Source organism: Chelatococcus sp. CO-6, from assembly GCF_001271345.1.
Taxonomy (GTDB): Bacteria; Pseudomonadota; Alphaproteobacteria; order Rhizobiales; family Beijerinckiaceae; genus Chelatococcus_A; species Chelatococcus_A caeni.
Map to the genome: position 1 here is coordinate 779,424 of NZ_CP012398.1, position 17,018 is coordinate 796,441.

General features: G+C 68.6%; 17 protein-coding genes. 9 read left to right on the forward strand and 8 right to left on the reverse strand.

Features of this window, described 5'->3' with window-relative positions; genetic code table 11:
- Positions 1-10 precede the first annotated feature (10 nt).
- The 8 genes from AL346_RS03765 (at position 11) to AL346_RS24945 (ending at position 7,348) form a co-directional block, all read left to right on the forward strand.
- Positions 11-844, forward strand: coding sequence for an ABC transporter permease (locus AL346_RS03765; protein WP_050996750.1), 834 nt, complete (start codon positions 11-13; stop codon positions 842-844).
- Between the two features lies 1 nt (position 845).
- Complete coding sequence (locus AL346_RS03770; RefSeq protein ID WP_019404225.1) at positions 846-2,204, forward strand: cytosine deaminase; 1,359 nt, start codon at positions 846-848, stop codon at positions 2,202-2,204.
- Complete coding sequence (locus tag AL346_RS03775) at positions 2,201-3,622, forward strand: FAD-binding oxidoreductase (protein WP_019404224.1); 1,422 nt, start codon at positions 2,201-2,203, stop codon at positions 3,620-3,622. Before AL346_RS03770 ends, AL346_RS03775 begins: the two co-directional genes overlap by 4 nt.
- A 15-nt stretch (positions 3,623-3,637) precedes the next feature.
- Positions 3,638-4,225: an NAD(P)H-dependent oxidoreductase gene (locus AL346_RS03780; RefSeq protein ID WP_019404223.1), complete on the forward strand. Its 588-nt coding sequence runs from the start codon at positions 3,638-3,640 to the stop codon at positions 4,223-4,225.
- Positions 4,226-4,327: 102 nt separating this feature from the next.
- Entirely contained in the window at positions 4,328-4,840 is a 513-nt protein-coding gene (locus AL346_RS03785) for a MarR family winged helix-turn-helix transcriptional regulator (RefSeq protein WP_053193274.1), read from the forward strand.
- A gap of 123 nt (positions 4,841-4,963) precedes the next feature.
- Positions 4,964-5,887, forward strand: a complete 924-nt coding sequence (locus AL346_RS03790; RefSeq protein WP_053193277.1) for a DMT family transporter — start codon at positions 4,964-4,966, stop codon at positions 5,885-5,887.
- A 140-nt stretch (positions 5,888-6,027) separates the two neighbouring features.
- Positions 6,028-7,074: a LacI family DNA-binding transcriptional regulator gene (locus tag AL346_RS03795; RefSeq protein ID WP_019404220.1), complete on the forward strand. Its 1,047-nt coding sequence runs from the start codon at positions 6,028-6,030 to the stop codon at positions 7,072-7,074.
- Positions 7,075-7,195: 121 nt separating this feature from the next.
- Entirely contained in the window at positions 7,196-7,348 is a 153-nt protein-coding gene (locus AL346_RS24945; RefSeq protein ID WP_156332673.1) for a hypothetical protein, read from the forward strand.
- On the opposite strand, the gene AL346_RS03800 is transcribed toward AL346_RS24945, so the two are convergent.
- From AL346_RS03800 to AL346_RS03815, 4 genes are all read right to left on the reverse strand, one after another.
- The gene (locus AL346_RS03800; RefSeq protein WP_019401570.1) at positions 7,312-8,217 is read right to left on the reverse strand and encodes a carbohydrate ABC transporter permease; all 906 of its coding nucleotides are present in this window, start codon (positions 8,215-8,217) and stop codon (positions 7,312-7,314) included. The two genes, AL346_RS24945 and AL346_RS03800, sit on opposite strands and share 37 nt — an antisense overlap.
- Positions 8,218-8,227: 10 nt before the next feature.
- Positions 8,228-9,175: a carbohydrate ABC transporter permease gene (locus AL346_RS03805; RefSeq protein ID WP_019401571.1), complete on the reverse strand. Its 948-nt coding sequence runs from the start codon at positions 9,173-9,175 to the stop codon at positions 8,228-8,230.
- A 105-nt stretch (positions 9,176-9,280) separates the two neighbouring features.
- A complete protein-coding gene (locus AL346_RS03810) occupies positions 9,281-10,597 on the reverse strand; it encodes an ABC transporter substrate-binding protein (RefSeq protein ID WP_019401572.1) in 1,317 nt (438 codons plus the stop codon).
- A 115-nt stretch (positions 10,598-10,712) separates the two neighbouring features.
- Positions 10,713-11,777: an ABC transporter ATP-binding protein gene (locus AL346_RS03815; protein ID WP_026015030.1), complete on the reverse strand. Its 1,065-nt coding sequence runs from the start codon at positions 11,775-11,777 to the stop codon at positions 10,713-10,715.
- Between the two features lie 351 nt (positions 11,778-12,128).
- On the opposite strand from AL346_RS03815, the gene AL346_RS03820 reads away from it, so the two are divergent.
- Positions 12,129-13,091: a 2-hydroxyacid dehydrogenase gene (locus tag AL346_RS03820; RefSeq protein ID WP_019401574.1), complete on the forward strand. Its 963-nt coding sequence runs from the start codon at positions 12,129-12,131 to the stop codon at positions 13,089-13,091.
- 428 nt (positions 13,092-13,519) lie between these two features.
- Here the strand turns inward: AL346_RS03820 and denD are convergent, their stop codons facing one another.
- From denD to AL346_RS03840, 4 genes are all read right to left on the reverse strand, one after another.
- The gene (gene denD / locus AL346_RS03825) at positions 13,520-14,500 is read right to left on the reverse strand and encodes a D-erythronate dehydrogenase (protein WP_019402166.1); all 981 of its coding nucleotides are present in this window, start codon (positions 14,498-14,500) and stop codon (positions 13,520-13,522) included.
- A 180-nt stretch (positions 14,501-14,680) separates the two neighbouring features.
- Positions 14,681-15,427 carry an SDR family oxidoreductase gene (locus tag AL346_RS03830; protein WP_053193280.1) on the reverse strand — a complete coding sequence of 249 codons (747 nt, stop codon included), beginning with the start codon at positions 15,425-15,427 and terminating at the stop codon, positions 14,681-14,683.
- Between the two features lie 12 nt (positions 15,428-15,439).
- Positions 15,440-16,123 (reverse strand): GNAT family N-acetyltransferase, encoded by a 684-nt coding sequence (locus AL346_RS03835; RefSeq protein ID WP_019402168.1) that lies wholly within the window; start codon positions 16,121-16,123, stop codon positions 15,440-15,442.
- Positions 16,120-16,980 carry an isocitrate lyase/phosphoenolpyruvate mutase family protein gene (locus tag AL346_RS03840; RefSeq protein WP_019402169.1) on the reverse strand — a complete coding sequence of 287 codons (861 nt, stop codon included), beginning with the start codon at positions 16,978-16,980 and terminating at the stop codon, positions 16,120-16,122. The genes AL346_RS03835 and AL346_RS03840 overlap by 4 nt, the downstream gene beginning before the upstream one ends.
- Positions 16,981-17,018: the final 38 nt, after the last annotated feature.

Sequence of the window (17,018 nt, forward strand, 5' to 3'; positions counted from 1 at the left end):
CAGGGCCACGATGAGCGCCTCGACAGACGATACGCCCGCAACCTCCGGCCCCTCGCGCATGGATGCGGCGCGCCTCGCCGCCATCTTCCTGCCGGTCGCGATCCTCGTCCTCGCCGTCGCCGGCTGGGAGGCGGTGGTGCGCATCAACGAAATCCCGCCCTACATCCTGCCGGCGCCGTCGCAGATCGCGGCGACGCTCCTCAAGGACTGGCCGGTGCTGTTCGGCTCGCTCCTCGTGACGCTGCGCATCACCTTTCTCGCGTTGTTCGCCGCCGTCGTCGGGGGCGTCCTGCTCGCCATCCTCTTCGCCCAGTCGCGCTGGATCGAACTGTCCTTCTTCCCCTTCGCGGTGATCCTGCAGGTGACGCCGATCGTCGCCATCGCGCCGCTGCTGCTCATCTATCTCGAGCCGGGCACCGCCGTGCTCGTCTGCGCCTTCCTCGTCGCCTTCTTCCCCATCCTGTCGAACACCGCGCTCGGGCTCGCCTCGGCGGATCACAACCTGCGCGACCTCTTCGACCTCTACGGCGCCTCGCGCTTCAAGCAGCTCGTCTACCTGCACCTGCCGGCCGCCCTGCCCTATTTCCTCGGTGGGCTGCGCATCGGCGGCGGGCTGGCGCTGATCGGCGCCATCGTCGCCGAGATCGCCGCCGGCACGGCGGGCCAGGGCTCGGGCCTTGCCTTCCGCATCATCGAATCGGGCTACCGGCTCAATATCCCGCGCATGTTCGCCGCGCTCTTCCTGATCTCGGTGGCGGGCATCCTCATCTTCCTCCTCTTCACGGCCCTCAGCCATCTCCTGCTGCACCGCTGGCACGAGAGCGCCCGCAAGCGGGAGGCCTGAGGTGAGCCGCGGCTTCCTTCCGCTCCCCGACGCTCCGGCTTTCGTGCTCGCCGACGCCACGGTGCCGGCGGCGGTGCTGCCCATTGCGGCCGTACGCAGCGCCGTCGAAGGGCTCGTGCGCTGCGACATCCACGTAGCCGACGGCCGCATCACGCGGATCGCTCCTGCCGGCGGCGAGGAGACGGCGCCCGCACCGGCGCGGGTCGACCTCGACGGCGGCATCGTCCTGCCGCGCCTCGTCGACGTGCACACCCATCTCGACAAGGGTCACATCTGGCCGCGCACGCCGAACCCCGACGGCAGCTTCATGGGCGCGCTCGACAGCGCCGGGCGGGATCGCATCGCCTTCTGGAGCGCCGAGGACGTCGCCGCCCGCATGGACTTCTCCCTGCGCTGCGCCCTCGCCCACGGCACGGGCGCCGTGCGCACGCATCTCGATTCGCTCGGGCCGCAGACCGCCATCTCCTGGCCGGTCTTCGCCGAAATGCGCGAGGCGTGGAAGGGGCGCATCACCCTGCAGGCGACCGCACTCTTCACCTGCGACATCGTCACCGGCGACGAGCCGCAGTTCCGCGACATTGTCGCCACCGTCGCCCGTCATGGCGGCGTCCTCGGCGGCGTCACCTTCCTCGGGGCGGCACCCGATGCGGCGCTCGACCTTGCCCTCGACCGCATCTTCATGGCCGCCGCGGCCAACGGCCTCGACCTCGACTTCCACGTCGACGAGAGCGACGCCCCCGAGGCACGCAGCCTCGAGCGCATCGCCGACGCCGCCCTGCGCCACCGCTTCAAGGGCCGCATCCTCGCCGGCCATTGCTGCTCGCTCGCCCTGCAGAACGAAACCGATGCCGCGCGCGTTATCGACAAGCTGGGCGAAGCCGGCATTGCCGTGGTCTCGCTGCCGATGTGCAACATGTACCTGCAGGACCGCCGCCCGGGGCGCACGCCGCGCTGGCGCGGGGTCACCCCCCTGCACGAGCTGAAGGCCGCCGGAGTGCCGGTGATGGTGGCGAGCGACAACACGCGCGATCCCTTCTACGCCTATGGCGACCTCGACATGGTCGAGGTCGTCCGCGAGGCGACGCGCATCGCCCATCTCGACCACAACGGCGACGACTGGATCGCGGCGGTGACGACGACGCCGGGCGACGTGATGCGCCTCGCCGACGCGGGCCGGCTCGCCGAGGGTGGCCCTGCCGACCTCGTCGTGACGCGGGCGCGCAGCTGGACGGAACTTCTGGCACGGCCGCAGGCGGACCGGACGGTTATGATCGCCGGCCGGGCCATCGACGAGGCCTTGCCGGACTATCGCGAACTCGACCGGCTGGTCGCAGCGCAACGAGAGGGACAGGACCGATGACCCACCGCTACGACATCGAGGGGCTGAAGAGCCGCATCGAGGGCATCAAGACCGAGGACAACCCGGCCCTCGTGCGCCAGAAGAGCCGCGACTTCTTCTGGTATTCGCCGACCCTCAAGCGCCAGCTCGAGAACGTCACCGGCGACATCCTCGTCTCGCCCGCGAGCGAGAGCGAGGTGCTGCGCGTGCTCGCCGCCGCCTACGAGCTCGGCATCCCGGTCACGCCGCGCGGCACCGGTACCGGCAACTACGGCCAGGCGATGCCCCTATCCGGCGGCATCGTCCTCGACATGTCGGGCATGGACAAGGTCAAGGAGATCAGCCCCGGGCGCCTCGTGGCCGAGCCCGGCGCCATGCTCGCCAAGATCGACCGGCAGACCCGCCCGCATTCCGGGCAGGAGTTGCGCCTCTTCCCGTCCACCTATGCCACCGCCTCGCTCGGCGGCTTCATCGCCGGCGGTTCGGGCGGCGTCGGCTCCATCCGCTGGGGCGGCCTGCGCGATGCCGGCAACGTCCTCTCGCTCAAGGTCGCGACCATGGAGGCGAGCCCGCGCGTCCTGACGCTCACCGGCGACGACCTGCACAAGGTGGCCCATGCCTACGGCACCAACGGCATCATCACGGAAGTTTCGGTGCCGCTGGCGCCGGCCTACGCCTGGGTCGACCTCATCGTCGGCTTCGACACGCTGGCGGGGGCCGCGGCCTATGCCAATGCCCTCGGCGAGCAGGACGGGCTCCTCCTGAAGGAGCTCGCCGTCATCGCCGCGCCGGTGCCGCACGACGTCTTCCTGCGCCACCAGAAGTTCCTGCCGCGCGAGAAGCATATCGCCGTCGTCATGGTGGCGGAGCACGCGCTCGACGCCACCCTCGCCTTCACCCGCCGCTTCGCGGGGGCGGAGGTGCTCTTCCGCCAGGACGTGATGAGCCCCGAGGAGCTGCGCGGCCTGCCGCCCGCCTTCGAGCTCGCCTGGAACCACACGACGCTGCGCGCCCTGCGCATCGACCCGAGCATCACCTATCTGCAGACGCTCTATCCCTTCCCGAACCAGCTCGGCCTCGTCGAGAAGACCCACGAGCGCTTCGGCGACGAGGTGACGGCCCATCTCGAATTCGTACGCTTCGACGGCAAGATCACCTGCTTCGGCCTGCCGCTCGTGCGCTTCACCAGCGAGGAGCGCCTCGACGAGATCATCCGCATCCACGAGGACATGGGCGTGCCGGTGTTCAATCCGCATCGCTACACGCTGGAGGAAGGCGGCATGAAGCAGACCGATGCCGTGCAGCTCGCCTTCAAGCGCGAGGCCGACCCGCGGGGCCTCCTCAACCCCGGCAAGATGATCGCCTGGGAGAACCCGGACTACGACTACACGGCGGGCAAGACCTACCTCTTCCCGGGCCTCGCCGACCGCGCCGCCTGACGCCGGGCGGCAGCGATGCGCATCCTCCTCGTCTACTGCCATCCCTGCGCGGAGAGCTTCACCGCGGCGGTGCGCGACACCGCCCTCGCCACCCTGTCGGGCCGGGGCCACGACGTGCGCCTGCTCGATCTCTACGCCGAGGGCTTCGACCCGGTGATGAGCGCGGACGAGCGCCGCGGCTATCACACGCCCGGCGCCAACGAGGAGCCGGTCGCCGGTCACCTCGCCCTGCTGCGCTGGGCCGAGGGCCTCGTCTTCGTCCATCCCACCTGGTGGTACGGGCCGCCGGCCATGCTGAAGGGCTGGCTCGACCGCGTCTTCGTCCCGCATGCCACCTTCCGCATGCCGGAGCGCGGCAAGACGACCCTCGGCGCCATGGGCCACATCCGCTTTCTCGCCGTCGTTTCCACCCTCGGCAGCCCGCGCTGGTGGTGGTGGTTCATGGGCATGCCAGGCCGGCGCATGCTGCTGACCGGCATCGGCGCCCTGTGCGGCCTCAGGTGCAAGCGCCTCTGGCTCGGCCTGCACGGCATGGACACCGTGACGGCGGACGAACGCCGGCGCTTTCTCGCCAGGGTTTCGCGCGTCCTCGGCCGTGTCTGACCGACGATAGGCTCAGGCCGTCATTGAAGTGTCACGGCCTGCCGGTCATTATTTCGACGGCAAGGCAAGCCCTTCGATGAGCGAAACTGTTCGAGGCCCGCAATGAAGCACCCGGTCGCCAAGAGTGTCGGGTGGGCACTTGTCCACGCGGCCCGCCTCCACCGCACGCGCGTCGGCGAGCGGCTCAACGGCCTCGGCCTGTTCCCGGGCCAGGAGCAGGTGCTCCAGGCCCTCGTCGGCGGCAAGACGCTGACCATGGGCGAGCTCGCCGGCCTCCTGCGCGTCAAGCCGCCCACCGCCTCCAAGACCATCGCCCGCCTTGCGGCCCAGGGGCTCGTCCAGCGCGCCACCGAGCCGGGCGACGCCCGCATCGTCGTCGTCAGGCTGACCGAGGAAGGCGCCCGCCGCGCCGCCTCGATCGACAACCTCTGGAACGAGGTGGAGGACGAACTGCTGCAGGGCTTCGACAACAAGGACCGCAAGCGCCTGCGCAAGCTCCTGCGCAAGGCTGCCAAGAACCTCGCCGGCAGCACGTCCGACGAGGGCGAGAGCCTCGACGAGGACCCGGACGCCGACGACATCGAGGACGCGCCCGCGATCGCCTCCGTCGGCTGAGCGCCCGCATCATCACAGCACCGCACAAGGCGCAGGGGAGCCTTGCGGGGGGACGACTCGCTCTTCGCCCGCACCTCGTCTAGCGTCGGGCATGGCTCGTTCAAAACGGTTGAAATCGGCAGGATGACGTCGCAGGCCTCGCTCGAAGCGGCGGATGAGAAGGCGCGCAAGGACCGGCTCGTCGCGATCGCCCTGATGTGCGGGGCCCTCCTGTGCTTCGCCTGCCTCGACACCAGCGCCAAGTGGCTCAACCGCTACATGGATCCGATCCAGACGGTGTGGGTGCGCTATATCGGCAGCATCATCTTCGTCACGGCGCTCATCAACCCCGCCACGCATCCCGGCGTTCTCAAGACGAACCGGCTCGCGCTGCAGGTGGCGCGCTCGCTGCTGCTATTCCTGTCGACGATCCTCAACTTCTTCGCCCTGCGCTATCTGCAGCTCGTCGAGACGATGTCGATCCTCTTCTCGACACCGCTCATCGTCGCGCTCATTGCCGGCCCGCTCCTCGGCGAATGGGCGGGGCCGCGACGCCTCGCCGCCATCGGCGTCGGCTTCATCGGCGTCCTCGTCGTCACGCGGCCGGGCATCGGCGGGCTGCATCCGGCCGCGCTGCTCTCCGTCGCCGGCGCCTTCTGCTATGCCCTCTACAGCATCGCCACGCGCGTCCTCGCCGCCCATGATTCGTCCGAGACGACGATGGTCTATTCCGGTTTCGCCGGGGTGGTGCTGACGACGCCGATCATTCCCTTCGTCTGGTCGGCGCCCGCCTCGGCGATGGTCTGGCTCATCATGTTCGCCGTCGGCGCCTTCGGCGCTCTCGGGCACTGGATGCTGATTCTCGCGCACCGGCGCGCCCCGGCCCCGATTCTCGCCCCCTTCATCTATACGCAGATCGTGTGGATGATCGCGCTCGGCCTCATCGTCTTCGGCGACGTGCCGGATGGATGGACGCTCGCCGGCGCCGGCATCGTCGTCATGTCCGGCCTCTATCTGCTCTACCGCGAGCGCGTGCGGAAGGCTCCGCCGAGCCAGGCCGCGGGCTGAGGCTGGTCTTTGCTCGCGTGCCACGGCGCAAAAAGTCGATTCCTCAAATGGCCCCTTGACTTAATTCGATTGAAAATGCGTCCTTGCGGGACAAGCAAAGGCCCCGCCGAAGCGGGGCGGACGAGGGGGAAGCGCAGACCATGACCGTCGATGGCTTGATGACAGAAGGCCAGGAACGCGGCCGCGTAACCCTGCAGGTCATCGCCGACAAGCTCTCCCTCTCCACGGCCACCGTCTCGCTCGCCCTGCGCGACAGCGCCGTCGTGGCCGAGAGCACCAAGCAGCGGGTGCAGGAACTCGCCCGTGAGCTGGGCTACATCTACAACCGCAGCGCCGCCAGCCTGCGCACCGCCCGCACCAACATCATCGCGGTCGCCTTCCACGACATCACCAACCCCTATTTCACCGAGCTGCTCAGCACCATCGAGGACACGGCGAGCCGCAACGGCCTCACTATCCTGCTCGGCACCTATGCCGAGAGCCTGGAGAAGCAGAACAAGGTCTTCGCGACGCTTCGGGAATACCGGCCGGACGGCATGATCATCTGCCCCGCCGGCGGCACCACGGTCGCCAACCTGCGCATCCTGACCTCGGCCGGCATTCCCGTCGTGCAGGTGTCGCGCGAGGTGCCGGACGCCCACCTCGACTTCGCCGGCTCCGACGATGCGCGCGGCATGGAGCTGGCGGTCGAGCACCTGCTCGCCCTCGGCCACCGGCGCATCGCGCTCCTCGGCGGCAACGAGCTGATCTCGACCGGGCACAACCGCAGGACCGGCTATCGCAACACCCTCGCCCGCCACGGCATCCGCTTCGATCCCGCCCTCGTCGTCGAGGGCTTCGGCACCCGCGAGCTCGGCTTCCGCAGCGTGCAGAGCCTGCTCGAGCTCGACGAGCCGCCCACGGCCGCCGTCTGCTTCAACGACCTCGTCGCCTTCGGCGCGATGCTCGGCCTACGCCATGCCGGGCGCGAGGCCGGGGTCGACTTCTCGGTCGTCGGCTGCGACGACGTCGCCGAGGCGGCGCAATGGTATCCGGCCCTGACGACGGTCCACAACCGCCAGCTCGAGATGGGCCAGAGCGCCGCCGAGCTGCTCATCCGCCGCATCGCCTCGCCGCAGGCGGAGGTGCGCCGCGTCCTCCTCGAGCCGCGCCTCGTCGTGCGCAACTCGACCTGCCCGCTGCGGTGACAAGGGGCGGACGGCGGACCGCAGGCTCAGTCATCCCTTGATCGCTGCGCCCGCACAACGCGCGCCCCGTCCGGGTTGAGCGACGTGTCGTCTGCAATGGCCTGGCGCACGCCCCCTCGTCATGGCCGGGCTCGTCCCGGCCATCCACGCCTTTGACGTCGCTCATGCTTGTGAGGGCGTGGATGCCCGCGACGAGCGCGGGCATGACGACCAGACCAGCCGCCAGACCAGCGAGCCCTATTCCTTCACCGCGCCGGTCATCGACGAGACGTAGTGCTCGACGAAGAAGGAATAGAGGATGACCACCGGCAGGGAGCCGATGAGCGCCCCGGCCATCAGCGACCCCCATTCATAGACGTCCGAGCGCACCAGCTCCGTCAGCACGCCGACCGGCACCGTCTTGTTCTCCGACGAGGCGATGAAGGTGAGCGCATAGATGAACTCGTTCCACGAGAGCGTGAAGGCGAAGATGCCGGCCGAGATCAGCCCCGGCACCGACAGCGGCAGCAGCACCTTGACGAGGATCTGCCAGCGCGAGGCGCCGTCGATCAGCGCGCATTCCTCGAGCTCGTAGGGGATGGAGCGGAAATAGCCCATCAGCAGCCACGTGCAGAACGGCACGAGGAAGGTCGGATAGGTGAAGATGAGCGCGAGCTTGCTGTCGTAGATGCCGAAGTTGAACACCATCAGCGCCAGCGGGATGAACAGGATCGACGGCGGCACCAGATAGGCGAGGAAGATGGCGAGGCCGACGAAGCGCGAGCCCGTGAAGCGCAGCCGCTCGATGGCATAGGCCGCGAACACCGAGGTGACGAGCGACACGAAGGTCGCCGCCACCGCAACAACCATCGTGTTCACGAGCCAGCCCGGATAGGAGGTCTCGAACAGGAGGTAGCGGATGTGGTCGAGCGTCGGGTCGACCACCCAGAAGGGGCTGTAGTTGTGATAGTCCGTCAGCTGCGCGTTCGGTTTGATGGAGGTGATCGCCATCCAGTAGAACGGGAACAGCAGGACGAAGAGAAAGACGAGAAGGGGCAGGTAGACGGTCACGAGCCGCCGCGGCAGGCGCTCGAGATAGCCCATCCCGCCCTCGTCGCCGACGAGGGGCTCGCGAACGGGCGCCGTTTGGGTGGAAGCGCTCATCGGTGTCTCCTCAATCGGCCCCGCCCTGCTGCCAGCGGCGGCGTTGCAGGCCGAAGTAGCTGAACAGGATGGCGGCGAGCAGGAAGGGGATCATGGCGACCGCGATGGCCGCGCCCTCGCCGAGCTGCCCGCCGGGAATGGCGCGCTGGAAGCTGAGCGTCGCCATGAGATGCGTCGCATTGAGCGGTCCGCCACGCGTCAGCACGTAGATGAGCTGGAAGTCGGTGAAGGTGAACAGCACCGAGAAGGTCATCACCACGGCGATGATCGGCGTCAGCATGGGCAGCGTGATGTGGCGGAAGCGCTGCCACGACGAGGCGCCGTCCAGCGTCGCCGCCTCGTGCAGCGAGGGCGGGATGGTCTGCAGGCCGGCGAGCAGCGAGATGGCGACGAACGGAATGCCGCGCCAGACATTGGCCGCGATCACCGAGGCCCGCGCATTCGTGGCGTCGCCGAGGAAGTTGATGTTGGACTCGATCAGCCCGATTTTGATCAGCGCCCAGGAGATGATGGAGAACTGCGCGTCGTAGATCCACCAGAAGGCGATCGCCGACAGCACCGTCGGCACGACCCAGGGCAGGAGCACGATGGCGCGGAAGAAGGCCTTGAACGGCAGGCGCTCGTTGAGAAGCAGGGCGAGCCACAGGCCGAGCCCGAATTTCAGCACCGAGGCGACGGTGGTGTAGAGGATGGTGTTGAACACCGACAGCCAGAAGATGTGATCTTCCCACAGGAGCTGGTAGTTCTCCAGCCCGATGAAGATGCCCGAGCGGCCGATGCGCGTATCGGTGAAACCCAGCCAGACCCCGAGGCCGAGCGGATAGGTGAGGAAGACCAGCAGGAAGGCGGCTGCCGGCAGCAGGAACAGGACGCCGAGAACATTGTGGTCATGCGCGAGCCGCGACAGGCTCCAGCGCGATGACGGGGCGGCCGCGATCGAATCGGCACTGACGGACATACGCCGCTCTCCGGTTTCTCAGTGAAAGAGACCGTCGCCCTGCCGGACCTGACGAGTGGCGGCGGTCTTGAAGAGGCGGCGGCCCTGCCGCCGCCTCCTGGTCGATCAGACGCGGTAGTAGCGGTTGGCGCGCTGCTCGGCGCGCTTGGCCGCATCCTCCGGCGTGCGCTGGCCGGTGGCGGCCTCGGCGAACATGTCGACGAGCACGTAGTCCGCCATCACCGCCGCCGAGGCGTAGCCGAGCGGGCCGGCATAGCCGTTGGGACGCAGCGTGTCGGACGCCTTGGCATAGGGCGCGTGCACCGGATCCGACGTCCAGACGGGGTTGTTCGCGAAGGCCTTCAGCGTCTGGCAGCAATAGGCGCTCGAGCCCTGGATCCAGTTGTTCATCTGGTCGGCCTCGAACATGAACTGCAGATAGGCCTGCGCCGCCTGCGGGAACTTCGAATATTTGAAGATCACCGCCGTCGTCGTCTGGTGCAGCTCGACGGTCTGACCGACCGGCCCGATCGGCAGGTTGGTCGTCCTGATGTCGGCCGCCATCTCCGCCAGCTTCGGATCGTTCTTGGCGGCGTAGTAGAGCGACACGCCGTTGGCCGTCACCGACACCTCGCCCGCCAGGAAGGCGCGGTTGTTGTTGACGTCGAGCCAGCTCTCGGTGCCCGGGATGAAGGTCTGGTAGAGCTCGCGGGCATATTTCAGCGCCTCGATCGTCTCCGGGCTGTTGATGACGACCTTGCCACTCTCGTCGACCATCTTGCCGCCATGGCTCCACAGCAGCCAGTGGGCATAGTTGTTGCCGTCGCCGACGGCCTTGCCGTGCGGGAAACCGGCCGGATGACCCTTGGCCTTCAGCGCCTTGCAGAGTTCGAGGAAGCCTGCGGTATCCTTCGGGAACTCGCTGAAGCCCGCCTCCTTCACCCAGCTCTCGCGGTAGCACAGGGCGTTGCCGATGGTGGCGAGCGGCAGGCCGATGAACCGCCCCTCGCGCTTGGCATAGCCCTCGGGGCCGGCATACCAGCCGCCGTAACGCGAGCCGAGGTCGTTGGCGAGGTCGGTCACGTCGAGGAGCTTGTCGGGATACTGGTGCGCGTCGTCGAACCACACCCACATGACGTCCGGCCCGGAGCCGACATTGGCCGCGACGGCAGCCTTCGGCCGGATGTCTTCCCAGCTCTCCTTGTCGATGCGCACCTCGACGCCGGTGGCTTCCGTGAACTTCTTGGTATTGGCGAGCCAGGCGTCCTCGTCGCCCTTGACGAAGGGCGACCAGCGCAGCACGCGCAGCGAGGCGCCCTGCTCCGGCGTGAACTTCATCGCCGACTGGGCACGGGCCGGCACGGAGCCGAGCATGGACATGCCGGCCGCGCCGGCGACAAGGCCGGCGCTGCCGAGAAGCAGATCGCGTCTCGAAACGGTCATGGGCAATCCTCCGATATGATGGGACGCAACTCATGGCGCGGTGCGGCCGTCCCTTGGCCATTCTTTGTGACGACACCGCCATACAGCCGCGGCCGCAAGGGCCGCGGCCGAAGCCTTACAGGCGCTGACCCGTCTGCGCGTCGAACAGGTGCACGAGCGCGGGATTGGGCGTGAGCGGGATGGTGTCGCCCGGGCCGACGGTGACGCGCTCGCGGAAGACGCCGACGATGTCCTGCCCGCCGAGCTTGGCGAAGACCTGGGTCTCCGACCCCGTCGGCTCGACGACCACGACCTCGGCCGGGATGCCGTTCGCCGCATCGATCACGAAGTGCTCCGGCCGGATGCCGTAGACGGCGGGGCGCCCGTCGGCTCCCGCCGGCGCCGTGGCGAGCGGCAGCTCGAGACCGCCCTCGGTCTTGAACACCGCCTTGCCGTTGACCGTGATGTTGCCCTTGACGAAGTTCATGGCCGGCGAGCCGATGAAGCCGGCGACGAACATGTTGGCCGGCCTGTCGTAGAGCTCGAGCGGCGCGCCCATCTGCTCGACGATGCCGTCATGCATGACGACGATCTTGTCGGCCATGGTCATGGCCTCGATCTGGTCGTGCGTCACGTAGACCGTCGTCGTCTTGAGGCGCTGGTGCAGCTCCTTGATCTCCGTGCGCATCTGCACGCGCAGCTTGGCATCGAGGTTCGACAGCGGCTCGTCGAACAGGAAGACCTGCGGGTTGCGCACGATGGCCCGGCCCATGGCGACGCGCTGGCGCTGGCCGCCCGAGAGCTGGCGGGGGTAGCGTTCGAGCAGATGGCCGAGGCCGAGGATGTCGGCCGCCTTCTTGACGCGCTCCTCGATCTCGCTCTTGGGCGCGCTGCGCAGCTTGAGCGAGAAGGCCATGTTGTCCGCCACCGTCATGTGCGGATAGAGCGCGTAGTTCTGGAACACCATGGCGATGTCCCGCTCCTTCGGCGGCACGTCGTTGACGACGCGCTCGCCGATGCGGATCTCGCCGCCGGTGACGTTCTCGAGGCCGGCCACCATGCGCAGCAGGGTCGACTTGCCGCATCCGGAAGGGCCGACGAGAATCACGAACTCGCCGTCCACGATGTCGATGGACACGCCGTGGATGACCTGGGTCGCGCCAAACGCCTTGCGCACGTCTCGAATTTCAACCGATGCCATTTAAGTCGACCGTCCCTGTTCAAGCGGCGCCGCCGGCCGCATCACCACTCTTCCCGACGCCCTCCCCGAAAGGCAGCGGGACACGCGAGATCGTTCGTCAAACGCAACCGCTGCGCAAGACGAAAACCAGTCCATCGCGAAAAGCTGAGATGCCGCGCCGCCGGTTGTGCACGCCGTCCCCTCCCCTGAGCCCGTGAAGGCTGTTTCCCCGTCGCCGGTATCCGGCTTTTTTGGTCTGCCGCGCGAAGGCGACATCCTTGTTGACCTAACGCTAGCTGCGTCTCAACTTGAATTCAATCGTTTAAACGCTTAAGCCCGACGAAACCGAACGACAGCCAGGGAAACGCGCTCGTGAGCAAGCCCGAGATTCTCCTCGTCCGCCCCATCATGCCTCTCATCGAGGACGGGCTGACGAAGCATTTCACCCTGCACAAGCTCGCCGAGGTCGCGGACGAGGCGGCCTTCTTCCGCGAGGTGGGCCCGCGCATCCGCGGCGTCGCGGCCGGCGGCGCCGGTAAGGCCGACCGGGCGCTGATCGAGAAGCTGCCGGCGCTCGAGATCATCGCCAACTTTGGCGTCGGTTATGACGGCATCGACGTGAAGGCGGCGGCCGAGCGCGGCATCATCGTCACCAACACGCCGGACGTGCTCACGGGCGAGGTGGCGGATCTCGCGCTCGGCCTGCTGCTCGCCACCGTGCGCCAGATCCCGCAGGTGGACCGCTATCTGCGCGCCGGCAAGTGGCTGGAGAAGCCCTACCCGCTCACCGCCACGCTGCGCGAGCGCAAGGTCGGCATTCTCGGCCTCGGCCGCATCGGCAAGGCCATCGCCGAGCGCTGCGCCGCCTTCGGCCTCGACATCGCCTATCACGGCCGCAGCCGCCAGACGGACGTGCCCTACCGCTATTACGACAACCTCGTCGCCATGGCACGCGACGTCGACGTGCTGATGGTGGTCGCGCCGGGCGGGACGGCGACGCATCACATCGTCAATGCCGAGGTGCTGGAGGCGCTCGGCCCGGACGGCATCCTCATCAATGTCGGCCGCGGCACCGTCGTCGACGAGAAGGCGCTGGTCGCCGCCCTGCGCGACCGCAAGATCCTCTCCGCCGGCCTCGACGTCTTCGAGGACGAGCCGCGCGTGCCGGCCGAGCTCATCGCCATGGATCACGTGGTGCTGCTGCCCCACGTCGGCTCGGCCTCGGTCTACACGCGCAACGCCATGGGCCAGCTCGTCGTCGACAACCTCGTGTCCTGGTTCGAGGGCAAGGGCCCGAAGACACCGGTGGCCGAGACGCCCTGGCCGCGGAAGTGACGCGCAGCTGAACTGATCAAACGGCGCAGGCCGCGAGAGCCCCCTGTCCCCCTCCCCCCGCTTGCGGCGGGGAGGGGCTAGGGGTGGGGGGCGCCGACGCTCGTCACGAGCATGCCGGCAATCCCCGACCAGCAACGCTCTCTCCCAACTTTCAATCGGCGACCGCCTGCCTGCGGCACCGCCCCCGCCCCTCCCCGCCGCTTCGTGGGGGAAGGCGCGACCGGGGGCGTTCGGATCAGACCTTCCTCGCCCGCCACGGGCGCTTGATGCCCCACGGCTGTTCGGTTCAGATGAAGTGCTACCGCCTCCCCACGTCATGGCCGGGCCTGTCCCGGCCATCCACGCCTTTGCCGTTGCTCAACCGGGGATGCCCGCGACAAGCGCGGGGATGACCGCATCGAAGCATGCCCGCGTGAGTCCCCCTCGAGTCACACGCCCAGCTTGCCGCCGAGCTCGTCCTCGATGTGCACGCGGATGATGTCGTCGAAGGACGTCTCCGCCTTGAAGCCGAGGGAGAGGGCGCGGCTCGCGTCGAAATTGCGCGGCCAGCCGGCGACGATCTTCACGATGACCGGATCCGGCTCGCGCCTGACCAGCGCCACCGCCTTGTCGCCGGCGACGCGGCGCAGCGCCTCGAGCTGCTCGCCCACGGTCACGGAGAGGCCCGGCATGGTGAGGGTGCGACGCGGCCCCACCGTCTCGCCGTCGATGGTCGCGGCGTGGATGAGGAAGCCGACGGCCGAACGCGGGCTCGCGTGCCAGTGGCGCACATCCTCGCCCACGGGCAGCACCGCCTCGATGCCGGACAGCGGCTCGCGGATGATGTTGGAGAAGAAGCCGGACGCCGCCTTGTTCGGCTTGCCCGGCCTGACGCAGATCGTCGGCAGGCGGATGCCGATGCCGTCGAAGAAGCCGCGGCGGGTGTAATCAGCGAGGAGAAGCTCGCCGATCGCCTTCTGCGCGCCGTAGCTCGTCAGCGGCGTGGTGAAGAACTCGTCGCCGATCGCGTCGGGGAAGGGCGCGCCGAACACCGCGATCGAGGAGGTGAAGACGAGGCGCGGCACATAGCCCTCGATCACGCGCACCGCGTCGAAGAGATAGCGCGTGCCGTCGAGATTGATGCGGTAGCCCTTGTCGAAATCCGCCTCGGCCTCGCCGGAGACGATGGCCGCGAGATGGAAGATCACGTCCGGCCGCTCCGCCACCAGCTTCTCGGCTTCGCCCGGCTCAGAGAAATCGGAGGCGAGCGTCTTCACGGCGAAAGGCGCGCCGGCCGGGGCGAGCGGCTCCACGATGTCGTGCAGCGTGGCGCGCGTGATCGTCTTGCCGCCGAGCGCACCGTCCCGGACCAGCCGTTCCGTGAGCTTTCGGCCGACCATGCCCGCCGCGCCGATGATGAGGATATGCATGACCTAGAGTTCCTTTGCATTGCGGTGGGGACGGAGCCCCTCCCCCTTGCGGGGAGGGGTTGGGGTGGGGTCGCGACGCAAGAGCCATGAAGCCCTGCATGCTGCACCACCCCCCTCCCTACCCTCCCCCGCAAGGGGGGAGGGAACGGGATGCGCTCGCCCCGTTAGACCAATCGTCGTTCAGAGCGCGAAGCCGCCGTCGGCGAGATGGATCTGGCCCGTCGTGAAGGCCGATTCGTCGGAGGCGAGATAGACCGCGAGCGCGGCGATCTCTTCCGGCTTGCCGAGCCGGCCCATCGGCTGGCGGTCGATGAAGGCCTGGCGGACGGCTTCCACGCTCTGGCCGGTCTCGCGCGCCAGGGTGGCGATGCGCTCGTCGAGCGAGGGCGATTCGATGGTGCCGGGGCAAATGGCGTTGGCGCGCACGCCCTTGCGAATGAAGTCGGCCGCCAGCGCCTTGGTGAGGCCGACGACGGCAGCCTTGCTGGCACCATAGACGTAGCGGTTGGGGATGCCGCGCACGGAGGAGGCGCCCGAGGCGATGTTGATGATGGAGCCGGCGCCCTTCTCCAGCATGCCGGGCAGGAAGGCGCGCACCGTGCGGTGCATCGACTTCACGTTGAGGTCGAAAGAGAAGTCCCAGTCCTCCTCCGAGCACTCCAGCACCGAGCCGTGGTGGACATAGCCGGCCGCGTTGAGCAGCACGTCCACCGGGCCGACGTCGCGCGCCAGCGCCTCGACGGCGGCGGTCGAGCGCACGTCGAGCTTGCTGCAGCGCGCGCCCGCAAGGCCGGCGAGCTTGGCCTCGTCGAGATCGGTCGCGACGACCTTGGCCCCCTCGCGCAGGAAGGCCTCGGCACAGGCCCGGCCGATGCCCTGCCCTGCCGCCGTCACGACACATGTCTTGCCCGATAGGCGTCCAGCCACTTGCGTTACTCCCTAGATTGTCGCTTGAGGTTTCTTCTGAAAAGCGGCGAGCGGGACGCGCTGGCGCCCCGCCGCGTCGAAATTGCCGGGCGCCAGCCAGCTCTCGAAGGCCGCCTTGCGCGCCGGCCACTCGCTGTCGAGCATGGCGAACCAGGCGGTATCGCGGTTCTTCCCCTTGACGATCATGTGCTGGCGGAAGATGCCCTCGAAGGTGAAGCCGAAGCGCTCGGCTGCCCGACGCGAGGCGGCATTGGCCGCGTTGCACTTCCACTCGAAGCGGCGGTAGCCGAGATCGTCGAAGACATGCTTCGCAAGGAGATAGATCGCCTCCGTCGCCGCGCAGGTACGCTGCAGCGCCGGTGAGAAGACGATGTTCCCGACCTCGACCACCCCGTGGGCGGGGCGGATCTCCATCAGCGTCACGAGGCCCACGGCCCGGCCCGTGCCGCGGTCGATCACGGTGAAATAGAACGGATCACTCAGCTCCGCCCGCCCCTCGAGCCAGAGGCCGAAGGCCTCCGCATCGGCGAAGGGGCCGTAGGCCATGTAGTCCCAGAGACTGTCGTGCCCCGCGACGGCCGCCCACAGGTCGGCCGCATGCAGCCGCGCGTCGAGCGGCGCGAGAACGACCGTGCGCCCCTCATGCTCCCGCCGCGGCGGCAGGCCGCGCGCCGGGCCGATGACCGGATCGTTCATCGCGTCGGCCTCCGCCCGTGCGCAAGGTCGTCGCGAAAGAAGCCATTGATCTCGTCGAAGGGCACGGCCTGCGCGAGCGCATCGAAGCGCCCGGTCGTCGCCACATCGCGCGCCGCCTGCATGAAGGCGCCCCAGGCAACCCGGCACAAGGCCGAGCCGCCACTGAGGCGCTTGACGCCGAGGGCCGAAAATTCGTCGACGCCCATGGTCGTGCCGGCGGGAATGAGCACGTTGACGGGCTTGGGCGCCACGGCTTCGACGATGGCGCGGATCTCCTCGGGCGTCCGGCAGCCGGGCGCATAGAGGCAGTCGGCCCCGGCCTCGGCATAGGCGACGAGCCGGCGGATGGATTCGTCGAGCGGCGCCGCGTGGCCGACGAGCCAGCATTCCGCCCGCGCCGTCAGCACGACGCCCTTGCCGGCCTCGTCGATGGCGGCACGCGCCGCCGCGATCCGCTCCTTCGCGAGGCTGAGGTCATAGAGCGGGCGCGACGGCTCCCCCGTCGCATCCTCGATGGAGAGGCCCGCGACGCCGGTCTCGGCGCACAGCCGCACGTTCTTGGCGACGTCGCCCGGCTCGTGCGCATAGCCCGATTCGAAATCGGCGTTCACCGGCACGTCCACGGCTTCGACGATCTCGCGGATATGCGCCAGCATCGCATCGCGCGGGACGGCCCAGTCGGTGTCCGGGAAGCCCTGCGAGAAGGCGACGCCGGCGCTCGTCGTGGCGAGCGCCTTGAAGCCGAGGCTCTGCAGGAAGCGGGCGGTGCCCACATCCCACGGGTTCGGCATGACGAAGGCCCCGCCGGCCTCGTGCAGCCGGCGGAATGCGTGACGGCGGTCGTGGATGGAGCTCACTGGTCTCTCCGTCGGGAAGGGCGAGCCGTGTGAACCAC

Coding starts and splice junctions, on each gene's coding strand:
- AL346_RS03765 (WP_050996750.1), top strand. CDS start 11: ATGAGCGCCTCGACAGACGATACGCCCGCAACCTCCGGCCCCTCGCGC.
- AL346_RS03775 (WP_019404224.1), top strand. CDS start 2,201: ATGACCCACCGCTACGACATCGAGGGGCTGAAGAGCCGCATCGAGGGC.
- AL346_RS03780 (WP_019404223.1), top strand. CDS start 3,638: ATGCGCATCCTCCTCGTCTACTGCCATCCCTGCGCGGAGAGCTTCACC.
- AL346_RS03785 (WP_053193274.1), top strand. CDS start 4,328: ATGAAGCACCCGGTCGCCAAGAGTGTCGGGTGGGCACTTGTCCACGCG.
- AL346_RS03790 (WP_053193277.1), top strand. CDS start 4,964: ATGACGTCGCAGGCCTCGCTCGAAGCGGCGGATGAGAAGGCGCGCAAG.
- AL346_RS03795 (WP_019404220.1), top strand. CDS start 6,028: ATGACCGTCGATGGCTTGATGACAGAAGGCCAGGAACGCGGCCGCGTA.
- AL346_RS24945 (WP_156332673.1), top strand. CDS start 7,196: ATGGCCGGGCTCGTCCCGGCCATCCACGCCTTTGACGTCGCTCATGCT.
- AL346_RS03800 (WP_019401570.1), bottom strand. CDS start 8,217: ATGAGCGCTTCCACCCAAACGGCGCCCGTTCGCGAGCCCCTCGTCGGC.
- AL346_RS03805 (WP_019401571.1), bottom strand. CDS start 9,175: ATGTCCGTCAGTGCCGATTCGATCGCGGCCGCCCCGTCATCGCGCTGG.
- AL346_RS03810 (WP_019401572.1), bottom strand. CDS start 10,597: ATGACCGTTTCGAGACGCGATCTGCTTCTCGGCAGCGCCGGCCTTGTC.
- AL346_RS03815 (WP_026015030.1), bottom strand. CDS start 11,777: ATGGCATCGGTTGAAATTCGAGACGTGCGCAAGGCGTTTGGCGCGACC.
- denD (WP_019402166.1), bottom strand. CDS start 14,500: ATGCATATCCTCATCATCGGCGCGGCGGGCATGGTCGGCCGAAAGCTC.
- AL346_RS03835 (WP_019402168.1), bottom strand. CDS start 16,123: ATGAACGATCCGGTCATCGGCCCGGCGCGCGGCCTGCCGCCGCGGCGG.